This is a genomic window from Sphingomonas sp. 1F27F7B, assembly GCF_005503355.1.
Lineage (GTDB): Bacteria > Pseudomonadota > Alphaproteobacteria > Sphingomonadales > Sphingomonadaceae > Sphingomonas.
The window spans coordinates 48,149-60,784 of the sequence record NZ_SCMK01000020.1; the positions used below are offsets into that span (position 1 = coordinate 48,149).

Annotated in this window: 10 protein-coding genes and 1 pseudogene; 4 read left to right on the forward strand and 7 right to left on the reverse strand. The window is 63.8% G+C overall.

Annotated elements, in window-relative coordinates; translation table 11 throughout:
• Positions 1–40: 40 nt before the first annotated feature.
• Positions 41–343: pseudogene (locus FFS08_RS24335) on the reverse strand (CorA family divalent cation transporter); the annotation flags it as partial.
• Positions 344–954: 611 nt separating this feature from the next.
• Positions 955–1,785: an SDR family oxidoreductase gene (locus FFS08_RS17335; protein ID WP_037479754.1), complete on the reverse strand. Its 831-nt coding sequence runs from the start codon at positions 1,783–1,785 to the stop codon at positions 955–957.
• A 69-nt stretch (positions 1,786–1,854) separates the two neighbouring features.
• Between FFS08_RS17335 and FFS08_RS17340 the strand changes: the two genes are divergently transcribed.
• The 4 genes from FFS08_RS17340 (at position 1,855) to FFS08_RS17355 (ending at position 7,308) form a co-directional block, all read left to right on the forward strand.
• Entirely contained in the window at positions 1,855–2,421 is a 567-nt protein-coding gene (locus tag FFS08_RS17340; RefSeq protein WP_015449258.1) for a TetR/AcrR family transcriptional regulator, read from the forward strand.
• A gap of 738 nt (positions 2,422–3,159) precedes the next feature.
• Positions 3,160–5,862, forward strand: coding sequence for a TonB-dependent receptor domain-containing protein (locus tag FFS08_RS17345; protein WP_015449259.1), 2,703 nt, complete (start codon positions 3,160–3,162; stop codon positions 5,860–5,862).
• 10 nt (positions 5,863–5,872) lie between these two features.
• Positions 5,873–6,577: a PepSY domain-containing protein gene (locus FFS08_RS17350; protein ID WP_015449260.1), complete on the forward strand. Its 705-nt coding sequence runs from the start codon at positions 5,873–5,875 to the stop codon at positions 6,575–6,577.
• The gene (locus FFS08_RS17355; protein ID WP_004213137.1) at positions 6,574–7,308 is read left to right on the forward strand and encodes a PepSY domain-containing protein; all 735 of its coding nucleotides are present in this window, start codon (positions 6,574–6,576) and stop codon (positions 7,306–7,308) included. The genes FFS08_RS17350 and FFS08_RS17355 overlap by 4 nt, the downstream gene beginning before the upstream one ends.
• Before the next feature lie 3 nt (positions 7,309–7,311).
• On the opposite strand, the gene hutC is transcribed toward FFS08_RS17355, so the two are convergent.
• The 5 genes from hutC to FFS08_RS17380 form a co-directional block, all read right to left on the reverse strand.
• Positions 7,312–8,052 (reverse strand): histidine utilization transcriptional repressor HutC, encoded by a 741-nt coding sequence (gene hutC / locus FFS08_RS17360; protein ID WP_004213136.1) that lies wholly within the window; start codon positions 8,050–8,052, stop codon positions 7,312–7,314.
• 140 nt (positions 8,053–8,192) lie between these two features.
• Positions 8,193–8,630, reverse strand: coding sequence for a DUF411 domain-containing protein (locus tag FFS08_RS17365; protein WP_004213035.1), 438 nt, complete (start codon positions 8,628–8,630; stop codon positions 8,193–8,195).
• Between the two features lie 68 nt (positions 8,631–8,698).
• Positions 8,699–9,940, reverse strand: coding sequence for an MFS transporter (locus tag FFS08_RS17370; RefSeq protein ID WP_015449261.1), 1,242 nt, complete (start codon positions 9,938–9,940; stop codon positions 8,699–8,701).
• The gene (locus tag FFS08_RS17375; RefSeq protein ID WP_171012667.1) at positions 9,934–10,920 is read right to left on the reverse strand and encodes a copper resistance protein B; all 987 of its coding nucleotides are present in this window, start codon (positions 10,918–10,920) and stop codon (positions 9,934–9,936) included. The genes FFS08_RS17370 and FFS08_RS17375 overlap by 7 nt, the downstream gene beginning before the upstream one ends.
• On the reverse strand, positions 10,917–12,623 hold the full coding sequence (locus FFS08_RS17380) for a copper resistance system multicopper oxidase (RefSeq protein WP_015449263.1): 1,707 nt from the start codon (positions 12,621–12,623) through the stop codon (positions 10,917–10,919). Before FFS08_RS17380 ends, FFS08_RS17375 begins: the two co-directional genes overlap by 4 nt.
• Between the last annotated feature and the right edge of the window lie 13 nt (positions 12,624–12,636).

Consider the following 12,636-nt stretch of genomic DNA (forward strand, 5'->3'; position numbering starts at 1 on the left):
AGCCTCAGCCCGGCGCGATGTGGAAAGCCGATCTGCGCCGTCAAAGCCAGTGGCTACGTTTGAACCGGATGTAGAGCCCAATGCAGACCGCAGCGATGACGCCGAGGATGACGAAATATCCCCATTGCGTCTTCAGTTCGGGCATATTCTCGAAATTCATGCCGTAGATTCCGGCAATCGCGGTAGGCACCGCGAGGATCGCAGCCCGGGCGGCAAGCTAACGGGTGATCGCACCTTGGCGCTGCTGTTCGAGCAGGTGACTCGCCTCGAACACCGAGATCAGGATGTCGCGGATGCCGGTGATGGCGCTCTCAACCCTGAGCATGTGATCGTCGAGCTTCGAAATCTGGTGGCCGTTGTCGGCACCTTCCATGGCAAGCGGGTGAAGGCCGTAATTCCCGGCGATGTCGGCAAGTTCTGTTTCGCTGGGCTGGGACATTTTGATCCACACGAAGTCATCCTTGCCGACGTGCTCGCACGCCGGATCGATCAGGGTCGCCGGCCGTAGCCGTTTGCCATTGTGACAAAGAACGGCGGCGGCGACCGGAAGCCGTGTGCCTCGCCTATTGAGACGCGCGCACAAACACTCGTCATTCTTCAAGCCCAATCGCAGGAAGAAGAAGGCGGCGCGCAGCAATTCGAGCGAGAGCTTATAGAAAATGCGGCGGAGCGTTGGGTTTCGCAGAAGGCCGCTCCCGTTCATGACGCGCGTGGCTGGGCGGCGCGCTGCCACATCAAGGGCACGCAGACTGCGAAGGTCTGCGCACCCTTGATTGGCGACCGCGAGGGTTTTCCTCTCTTGCGATGGTACCAAGCGATTGCCCGTGTGGCGCCTCTGCAATCGTGTCGGATGACTATACCTAAGTATCGGATAACGGCGCTGACGACAGGGTTGCCGGGCCCCGGTGAGGCGCGTCGCACCGCGCGGAGACGAAAGCTGGAAGACGGAAAAGCTCAACTGTCGAAAGCGACCGAGCGCGCGAGCGCTTCCTGGGACTGCAGAAAGGCGAGCCGCGATTGCAGCGCCGCCTGGACAACGCCGAAAGCGTCACCCCCCAGAGTCACGCGCAGCGGCGGATGGTCGCTGGTTGCGACATCAACGATCGCTTGCGCGATCTTTTGCGGGTCGAGCGTGTAGAGCTCGTTTCCGGCGGTCTCGAACATCTTGCGGATATGGCCGGCGGGCGTATCGCGATACGCGGCGATCTCGCTGGCGAATTGCAGATTGTGGCTGAAGCTGGTGCGCGCCCCGCCCGGCTCGATCAGTGTCACGAACAGGTTGAAGGGTTCAAGCTCCTGGCGGAGGCATTCGCTGAAGCCCTCCAGGCCCCATTTGGCCACATGATAGAGACTGCTCGTCGGAAGCGAGCCCTGACCACTAGCGCTGGAGATCTGGATGATCCGGCCGCTCCCGCGCAGCCGCATGGCGGGGACAAAGGCGCGGGTGATGTGGATGGGCGCCATGAGATTGAGCGCGATCTGGCCTTCGACCTCGGCGTCCGACATCTCTTCGGTGGCGCCGATCACGCCGCCGCCGGCGTTGTTGACCAGAATATCGACGGGTCGACGCGCCTGCGCCCGGGCCACGACCGCAGCAATATCGTCCTTGACCGTGACGTCGAGCGCTTCGACGCGCAGCTGGCTCGGATATTTCGCCGCGAGATCATCGAGGCTTTCGGGCTTGCGGGCCGTCGCGGTAAGGTCGTCGCCAGCGGCCAGGATCAGTTCGGCCAGATGGCGGCCGATGCCGCTGGACGCGCCCGTGAGAAACCAGTGATTGGACATATGTTACTCCATATATTACCAACTGGTAGGTAACTTGAAACCTGGAATGCGTCAATGCTTGGAGGTGTGATGAAGCAACGAACCCGGCGGAATGCCGCACAGAGCCGCGAGACGCTCCTGGCTGCAGCGACCGAGGAGTTCGCGTCCCATGGGCTGGCGGGCGCGCGGATCGACCGGATTGCGCAGGCGGCGGGTATCAGCAAGCCGATGCTCTACACCTATTTCGGGGACAAGGAGGCGCTCTTCGATGCCGCGCTGACGCAGGAAGTGATGGACGCGGCGCAGGCCGATCGCTTCGATCCCAATGATCTTGAGGGTTATGCGGGGCGCACCTATGACTTGCTGGTCGAACGCCCGCGCCTGTGGAGGCTGCTGACCTGGCATCATTTGGAGCGTGGCCAGGATGTTCTGATGCTCCCGGCCGGCGAGGTCCTTCTCGGGGAGAAGCTGGACGGGATCGCAGCGGCGCAGGCCGAGGGGCGGATCGTCGCCGACTTCACGCCCCTGGATGTCGTCCGGCTTGTCGCCGCCCTCACCCAGCTCTGGTGCATGACCGGAGCTGCACGCGACGCTGCCGAGCACGCGGCGCGCCGGGCGACGATCATGCGGGCGGTGGGGCGACTGCTGCGCGTGTGATCGTGCGAGGCGCGAGCTGCACGCCCGCGCGCCGACCGGGACACAGCAAGCATTTTTCGCAACCTGCCGTACTGCCCAGCGGCAAAATCAGGGCGGCTCATGCACAAGCCGGCCCGTCGGCTCCGCGGATGCGATCGACGTTCGAGGACTGCGCCGCCACTGCCGAACCGGATTGGATCATCGCCAAGTGACCCAGTGGCTGCGCGACGATCTCAGGTCGCCGGACTCGTCGCACGACGTTTCGTCAGGAGTCGTTTCATCTGCCTCAAAAGGCGAACCTGCGGCTCAATCCGGAAGAAGGCGCGACACATCCAGGAAACGAGGATCAAATGCGGTCCGCATCGGTATTACTTTCCCTGGCGCGTGCAAGCTCAGCAAAGGACTAATGTTCCCGGAGCATCTCTAGCGCTATACCTAGGTATATCACGCCGACACCAATAACATGTGATCATGCCGCTTCGCATTCTTGCCGGCCAAATGTCCCGATCATCAAATCGAAGCGTGCGAGGCTGTATTACGATATGATATTCTATCTCCTATCTCAGCAGCTTTGCAAATGAGCGCTCGCAAAAATATCTCTTCAGTCATGAGGGTTCGACGTCTGGCGTGCGTATTATAGCTATATCTATATCTAAATTTCACGAGAATAAGGTATTGGAAAAACAGGAAAAATACTGTTGACCTGTATATACAACTGATGTTGTCTGTGGCTGTTCTAAAACGTCAGGGGGATTGCACATGACCATCAGGATGGCCCTGCTCGGCAGCGCCGCCATCGTCGCGGGCTACGCCGCGCCGGCTCTCGCTCAGGCCGATCCGACACCGCAGCCAAAAGCACAAGTCCTGGGGGATGACAGCGACATCGTCGTTACCGGCTCACGAATCCGTCGGCAGGATCTGGCCGGGGTTGGACCGGCCACCGTGGTCACCGCCGAGCAGATCCAAAATACCGGCATCGTCAATATCGAAACCGCCTTGCAGCGTTTGCCGGCCAATGCCGGCTTCGCGGGCAACCAGACATCGGCCTACTGGACCAACAACGGTTATGGCACTGCTCAGGTCAATCTGCGCGGCCTCGGCATCAAGCGCACACTCGTGCTCCTCAACGGCCGACGCCTCGTCGCGGGCGGCACCGGCGCCAATTCCTCACCCGATCTCAACATGATCCCGGTCGTGGCGCTGGCACGCACCGATGTCCTCAAGGATGGCGCGTCCGCTATCTACGGGGCCGATGCCATGGCCGGCGTGGTCAACCTTGTCACGCGCACCGATTATGAAGGCCTGGGTCTCAGCGTCCGACAAGGCATTACCGAGCGCGGCGACGGCTCCGATCTCACCGCGGACCTACTTTGGGGCATTCGCAACGATCGTGGCGGGTTCATGGCAGCAGTCACCTACCAGAAGACCAGCGCCGTCAACATGGCCTCGCGTGCGCCCTGCTCGCTCGCTGAAACGACGCCGGGCTCGCTGAGCTGCGTCAACAGCGCCTCGACGATCGGCGGACGCGCGGTGCTGCCCAACGGCCAACAGATCAACTTCAACCAGGTACCCGGAGGGAACGGGAACTTCTACGAGCCTTACAGTCCCGCCAAGCACAACTTCAACTCGAACCCGTTTCTCAATGCGGTCAGCCCAGTCGAGCGCGTCAGCACGGCCTTCTTCGCGGACTATGCGCTGACCGACGGTATCCAGGCGTTCGGCGAGTTCCTCTATACGTTCCGCAAGTCGAATCAGATCGCGACACCCGGCACGCTGCGCAATCTCTCGATACCAGCCAGCAATCCGACCAATCCGACCGGCCAGAACCTGGTCCTGGCCCAGCGCCGCCTCGCCGAACCCGGCGCGCGCCACTTCTTCCAGGAGACCGATACCTGGCAAGGCACCTTCGGGCTGCGCGGCAAGCTGGCGAACGACTGGGCCTGGGAAGTCGCGGGCAGCTTCGGGCGTAACACGGCCGTCGACGGCTCGACCAACATCGCCAATCTCGAGCGCGTCGCGAACACGCTCGACAGGAGCAAATGCTCCAGCACGGCGGGCGCGGCCATCCCCTGCGGTGACTATCTTGGGTTCGGAGACCTGACACCTCAGGTTCTGGATTATATTCTGTTCACCTCGCGCGATCGCGGAGGCAACGAACTCGGCACGGTCACGGCTGACCTCAACGGCGATCTCTTCTCCCTTCCAGCCGGCGCGGTGTCCTTCGCCACCGGCGTGGTCTATCGGCGCGAAAAAGGCTGGCGCGATCCCGACCCGTTGACGGTGCTCGGCGTGGCGAACGTCAATCAGCAGGATCCTATTTCGGGCTCGAGCACCGCCAAGGAAGCCTATCTCGAGCTATCGGTGCCGGTGCTTGCCAACACAGCTTTCGCCAAGGCGCTCACGCTCGATGGCGCAGTCCGCTACTCAGACTATAATCTCTTCGGGAGCGACTGGAATTACAAGCTCAGTGCCGACTGGGTAGTCAATGACAGCATCCGTCTGCGCGGCACTTATGGGACGGGCTTTCGCATTCCCAACGTGCCGGAGCTTTTCGGCGGCGTCTCGGAAGGCAATCTGACCACGACCGATCCCTGCTCGCGCTACACCTCCAGCGGCAACGTGACCTTGATCGCCAATTGTCAGGCGTCCGGTGTGCCGGCCAACTATACGCAGCTCGGCACCACGATCCTCACCACAGTGGGCGGTAACCAGAGCCTTCGGCCCGAAAGCTCCACGACCTGGACCGTTGGTACGGTGATATCGCCGCGCGGCATCATCCCAGGGTTGTCGCTGACGGCAGACTGGTTCGACATCAAGATCAAGGACGCGATCCGGGCCATTCCCGGCTCGACCAAGCTCGCAGTCTGCTATGCGAGCCAGAACCTGTCGCACCCGTTCTGCAGCGACTTTACGCGCAGCGCGCTGACCGGCGAGGTCACTTACCTCTCCGCCCAGCCCATCAACACCGGCCGCGAGGAGATGAATGGTCTCGATCTGGGTCTGGTGTACAGTGGTGCGGTGGGCGAGGTGAAGATCTCCTTGGATCTCAACATGACCTATCTCAACAAATATGTCGTAAACCCCTTCCCCGGCGGCGCGCCGATCTATTTCGACGGGTTTATCGGGGGCGGCAATGGCGGCTATCCGAAATGGCGTGGTTATGGCGTGCTGACGGCGGAAAAGGACGGCATCAGCGCGACCTGGTCGACACAATGGATCGGCAAGGCGACCGACTTCAACGCATCGGCCGGCGACATCGGCTACCGCACGCCGAACGTCTTCTACCACAATCTTCAGCTTGCCTTCGCGATCGACGAGAAGACACGTTTCCAGATCGGGGCCGATAATCTGTTCGACCGCAAGGCGCCCTATATCCAGAGCTTCACCGATGCCAACACCGACACGATGACCTATGATCTGCTCGGACGGCGCTTCTACGCCGGCTTCCGAACCGCGTTCTGAAGGGCAGCACATGGCAATTCGCTGGCCTTTGGTCATCCGCCGGACGCACAAGTGGCTGGCCCTGATCGTCGGCGTCCAGGTTCTGCTCTGGACGCTGACCGGCTTCTATATGGTGGCCGTCCATATCGACATCATCCATGGCGACGATCTGGTCCGCCCACCGGTCGTCGCCCCCATCGACCTTGCGAGCTTCGTCCCGCCGGCGCGGATTGTTCAATCGGCTCCCGACGCGTCCGAGATCCGCCTGCAACGGTTCATGGATCAGCCCGTCTGGCGCGCGCAAACCTCGGGTGGTCCAAGACTCTTCGATGCAGGTTCGGGACAGCCCATCCCCGATTTGAGCGAGGCACAAATCCGCGCCGCCGCTCGGCGCATCTACAGCGGCACCGGGGACATCGTCGCAGCCCGGCTGCTGACGACGGCGCCACTGGAAATGCAGGCGCGCAAGCCTCCCTATTGGCAGGTCGAATTCGATGCCTGGAACCGGCCAACCCTGTATCTCTCTCCGCAGACCGGTGAGCTGATCTCGCGCCGCCATGCGCTGTGGCGCGTGTTCGATTTCGCGTGGATGCTGCACATCATGGACTATGACGATCGCTCCGACGTCAACAATCCGCTGCTGCGCGTGGCGACCTGGAGTGCCCTTGCCATGGCGCTGGCCGGGGCTTGGCTGCTGCTTTGGTCGTTCCCGCGGCGCAGGAAGAAGAAGGCATGAAGAAAATCCGGTTCACCCCGCTCTTTTTTCGGCGCATCCACAAATGGGTCGGCCTGATCCTGGGCGTGCAGTTTCTCCTTTGGGCTCTGAGCGGCTCGATGATGGCCTTGCTCGATCAGGAGAAGGTCGGCGGACACAGTGCGCAGGCCAGCCATCAGCACGCCCTACCTGCCGGTGACTATATTGCGCCGGCAAAGCTCGCTCTTGATGGTCCCGTGCTCGGCATCGCCTTGCGGTCCCTTGCCACACGCCCCGTCTACGAGCTTCGATCCACCACGGGCACGCGGCTAATCGACGCGACGAGCGGCGCCCCGGTTCGGGTCGACGAGCAGGTCGCGCGCGACGTCGCGACGATGGTGAATGAAGCACCGATCCGCAAGGCAACGTTGCTCGCCGAACCGAATGTGGAAGCGCGCGAGCACGAAGGCACCATGTGGCGACTGGATTTCGCGGACGCAGAGAACAGCAGCGCCTACATCTCCGCCGACACCGGCCGATTCCTGGTCATGCGCGGCGACACATGGCGCACCTGGGATTTCTTCTGGATGCTCCACAATATGGACTATGTGAACCGCACCAGCTTCAATCACCCGCTGATCGTCTTCGTTGCGTTCGGTACTTTGTGGCTGTCGGGGACGGGCTTCTACCTGCTGTTTAAGAGCTTCAGTCGCGCCGACGTGCGATGGTTGCGGCGCAGGCGCAAATCGGCCGTCAAGTTGGGCGCGGGCTGATCGCTAGGTCCCAACAGAAAAAGCCGCCGATAGCTCGAACCGATTGCCCGGGTGCGTGAGCCAAGCGTGCGATACGAGACGTCCGCGACTCCAGGTTCTGCGCGTCATCATTAGCACTGGTTCTCCTTCAGCGAGGCCCAGCATTGTTCGCATGGCTGTATCCGGCATCGCCGCGCACACCCGGTGCTCTACTCGCTCGAGCGGGGCAACACGTGTCAGATATTCATTCGGCGTCGAGGCGCTGAAATCCCTCTCTCCGTAGCGTGGCGCAGCAGATGCCAGCACAAAGCGCTCCTCGACCTGAATTGGGAATTCGGTCTCGTGATGGACGATAAGCGAATGGAAGAGGCGCGTGCCCAAGCCGACTTCCAGCAGAGCTGCCCTTTCCGCATCAGCCCGTATCTCGATATTATAAATGACGCGCGCGCGATAGGCGTGGCCCCTGCCGCGCACCTCCTCCGCGATGTTGCGGATCTCGATCAGCTGCCCGATCGGCCGGGGCTCGGCGACAAAGCTGCCCCGCCCCGCCCGCCGTACCACGACACCGGCCGATTGCAGTTCCCGCAACGCCCGGTTTGCGGTCATGCGCGAGACTTTGAACGTCTCGACGAGCTCGGCCTCTGACGGCGTCTGGTCGCCGGGCTTCAGGCGACCTTCCCGGATGTCCTCGAAAATGCTGTCTTTGATCGCCACATAGCGAGGTTGCTTCTCCGCACCGGCAGCGTCGACCGCGGGTTCGCCCACAGAAGCAGCTTTCGTCCGGGGAGCGGATGCGCGGCTATGGGGGCGAGCGGGAGCATGCATCAAATGACTATACAGGTGGGGGCGAGCAAGTCCCAGTCATTCAAACAGGAAATCACCAGCGAGAGCCGAGGCGTGCGTGATCAATGCCGCGCGAAGACCTTCTGGCCCGAACTGCCGAACGACACCACCGCATAGGGTTGGCGGGCGGCGCCTGCCACTTCCATGCCCTCCGAGCCGATCGGCATCCCCGCCACCGCAATGCCTCTGACGCCTACGGGACGGGTTGCCAGCAGGCGCTTGATATCGGCGACCGGGACATGGCCCTCGATCAGATAGCCATCAACCATCGCGCTGTGGCAGGATGCCAGCGTGCCCGGCATGCCGGCCCTCCGCTGAAGCGCCCCGCGCGACGCATCGTCGCGCATGACGACCGTGCGGCCCAGCTTCGCGCGAAGCGCCTGGGCCCACTTCTCACAGCATCCACAACCCGGGTCCCGGTGGACGACGACATCATTCGCCGCAAGCGCTGCGCCGGGCAGGGCGAGGAACAGCAAGGCGGCAGAAAGACGGGTCTTCATGAACGGCTCCCGGAAGCATGCGATAGGGTTCCTAATGATCTATACGCATTGATGCCCCCTACCCCTCATCACGCTGAAGATTTCACGATGGCGCGCGGCCTCCAGGCGAGCGGCAAGGACACAAGCAGCGCCAGCGACAGACCACCAATCCCCCACAAGACTAAGTGCTGCGCCCCGGGAGCGACGACGGCGATCGCCAGCGGCGCGAGCGCCTGCCCGATGCTGGCGGCGGAATGCTGGAGACCGAGCTTCAGACCCGAAGGGGCTGCCGCACCGCTGATCCAGAAGCTGGTGACCAATCGAAGGGTTGCCGAGCTCCAGCCGGCAGCAACGATGATCCCACTGAGTTCGGCCATGCTCGCGGCGACAGGGAACAGGAAGAGCGCCGCAGCCAGCAGGCCGAGCGTCAGCCCCGCAAGCCGCCTCGGCATGGTCACCAGCCAATCGAGCCTCGCATGGAAGATCTGTGCTGCCAGCATGCCCAATCCGCAGAGACTGAGCATCCAGGCGATCTCTTCGCGGCTCAGCGAAATGACGCTCCGCGTCACCAGGAGATTGACATGCATCGCCGCCAGCCCGCCGCCCGCGACGATCGTGACGAAAAGCAGGATCAGCGTCGCGCCGAGCGTCGGCGCGGGCAGGTCTCCGCCATCGATGCAAGGTGCACACCAGCGCGGCAGACGCACGGCGCAAAGCGCCGCCCCGACGGCACCGATGCCGAAAGCGAGGATCATGAGGGGAGCGCGGGGCAGGATCGCGGCCGAGACCTCCGCCACCAGCGGACCGGCGAGATCGCCCAGAAACAAGAAGGCGGTCAGCCAGGTGAAGCGCCGCGCCTGGTCCGCGCGCTCGTTTGCGGCAAAGCTCGCGCAGAGCAAGCCCAACGGTATGATGGCGGCCGACGCCATCCCCGCCACCAGGCGCAATGCATAAAGCTCAGGCAGCCCGACGAGGCCGATCGGCGCGGTCACCAGGGCGAGGATGACCAGCGCTGCGCGCAACATCGCCCGATAGTCGACCCGGTCCGCGATCCAGCCCCAGAGCGGCGCCGCCAGCAAGGCTGCCAGGGGATGGACCGCGGTCAGGCTCGCGACATGAAAATCATGAGCGCTTGACGATAGCGCGCCACGAGCCGGGTCGACCAGTGCCGGAAGGAAGGCGAGAATGGCCGTCTGTCCCGCCGACGCCGCAGCCGCCGCGAGCAACAAGACGAAAAAGGAGGCCGGCCAGCGACCGTTGGCTTGCGATCCAGCCTTGTCACGCGGCGCGTTCGCGGTCGACCCCTCGAGTGGCCATCCGCGGATCACCACCAGGCGCGCAAGCCGATCACCAGCCTGTGTTCGGAAGGCCCTTCCCCGCGCAGGCGACGGAAATCGGCCGTGCCGTCAAATGCGCGCTCCCAGACGAAGCCGATATAGGGCGCGAACTTGCGCGACACCTCGTAGCGCAACCGTCCGCTCAGCTCGACATTGCTGAAGCCGCTGCCGAGCTGCCGATCGCTCGACCGCTTCGAATAGATATTGGTCTCCACCTGCGGCGTAAGGATCAACCGATTGGTGAACAAGACCTCATAGGACGCCTTGGCGCGCGCCGCGAGACGCCCATCGGTTCCTACATAGCCGGTGAGCTGGACGTCGAACCAATAGGGCGCCAGTCCCTCGACGCCGGCGGCCAGCCAGGTGGTCGCACCCTTGCCGAGATCCTGCCTGACCCCGAGCAGCGTGCCCCAGAACGGGTTCTTGCTGTGCCACCACAGCGCCTCGACGCTGCTCTCCGGATCGAGACGTTGGTCGCGGGAGTTCTTGAGCCCCTGGCTGCGCAGCCAGAGCTTGTCATTGTCCTGACCCTTGGTGACGAGCACGGTCCAGCCCACGCCCTGACCCTCGTTGCCGCTGGTGAACTCAAGCTCATCGACAAGTATCTTGGGGATTGAGAGCTTGTCGGCCATCTCATAGCCCGGCAGCGTCGAGTTGCGGTAGCCGTCGGCATAATCGTCCGAGTTGCGCGCGTCCGGCGGGGCCTGGCCGCCCTGCATCGAGCCCATGTCCATCGTGGCGCCGTTACCGGACGCCTTCGTGTCGGTCATATCCATGCCCGGCATGTCCATGCCCGCATGGTCCTGAGAGCCTTGCGCGGAAGGGGTGTGCTGAGCGGGAGTGGCCGTTTGGGCAGGGGTGGCGGCGGGCGACGGGGGCGAGGCATCCTGCGCGAGGGCGGGAGCCGTCATCGCCGGCGCCAGGAAGAGGGCAGCGCCAAGAGCGATGCCGCGCGAGGGGAAAATCCGGATCATGCGACCACCACCTCCCGGAACATGCCGGCCGCCATGTGATAGAGCAGATGGCAGTGGAAGGCCCATCGGCCCATGGCGTCGGCGGTGACGCGGAAGCTCACCCGCTGGGCGGGCTGGACCACGACCGTATGCTTGCGGACCTGGAAGGCGCCGTCCGGGCCTTCGACATCGCTCCACATGCCGTGCAGATGCATCGGATGCGCCATCATCGTGTCGTTGACGAAGGTGACGCGCAGCCGCTCGTTTGGCTTGAAATGAAGCGGCCTGGAATCGTTGAGCTTGATGCCGTCGAGCGACCAGATGAACCGTTCCATATTGCCCGTCAGATGCAGCTCGATGTCGCGCTCGGGCTCGCGCGGGTCGGGATCGCCGCCCGGCGTGCGCAGATCGGCCAGCGTCAGCACGCGCCAGCCGCGCCCGCGCAGCCCGGCGCCGGGATCGTCGAGATTGGTGCGCGGATAGTCGACGCGCATGTCGGTATTGGCGCCATATTCGGTGCGGGCGTGCCGTGCCCTGGCCGGCATCTCGGTCATGCCGTGCCCGGCATGCGCGTCGCCTCCCATTGCGCCCATCGTCGCCATCGCGCCCATCATGTCGACCGGCTCGAGCCAGGTCCGGGCATCGAGCGGCGGCACGGCTGCCGCCATGCCCGGGGCCGGTGCGATCGTGCCACGCGCATAGCCGCTCCGATCGATCGCCTGCGCGAAGATGGTGCGGGCGCCGCCCTCGGGCATGGTGAACTCGACGTCGTAGGTCTCGCCCGGGCCGATCCGGAATTCCTCGACCGTGACCGGCTCGACCGGCTGCCCGTCGGTCGATACGACCGTCAGCTCGACCCCGGGGATCCGCACGTCGAAGAACGTCGCCGTCCCCGCGCCGACGAAGCGCAGGCGCACGCGCTCGCCGGGCGCGGCGATACCGGTCCAGTTGCCGGCGGGCGGCGCGCCGTTCATCAGATAGGTGTAGGTCGCGGCAGAGACATCGCTGTAGTCGGTCGGGTTCATCCGCGAGCTGTTCCACATCCGCCGCCGCTCGAGCGCCTTGCCCAAGCCCATGGTGCCGACATCCTTGAGGAAATCGCCGGCGGTCGGCTGCGCAAAATTATAGTAGCTGCTCTGCTTCTTGAGATTGAGGAAGATCTGCAGCGGCGGCTCGTCCGACCAGTCGCTGAGCACGATGCAATAGTCGCGATCGGGCGCCCGCGCCGTCGGCACCTGTTTTGGCTCCACGATGATCGCTCCATAGAGTCCCGTCTGCTCGGCGAGCGTGTGAGCGTGATACCAGTAGGTTCCGCTCTGGCGGACCTCGAAGCGATAGGTGAAGGTCTCGCCCGGCGCGATGCCGGCAAAGCTGATGCCGGGCACGCCGTCCATCTCCGCCGGCACGATGATGCCGTGCCAATGGATGCTCGACATCTCCTTGAGGCCGTTGCGTACGCGCAGCGTGACCGTGTCGCCTTCGCGCAGGCGCAGGACCGGCGCGGGCACGCTGCCGTTCACGGCGGTCGCGATACGGCGTTTGCCGGTGAAGTTGACCGGCAGCTCGGCGATCTCGAGGTCGAACTCGGTCCCGCTCAGCTCAGCGGGCAAGGTTGGTGCGGATCGCGCGAGAAGCGCCGGGGCGAAACCGGCGACCGCGCCGCCGATCGCCAGCCCCTGGACGAAACGGCGCCGCGCGATCGGCCGGATATGTAAGGGAGACATGAACTGTACTTTC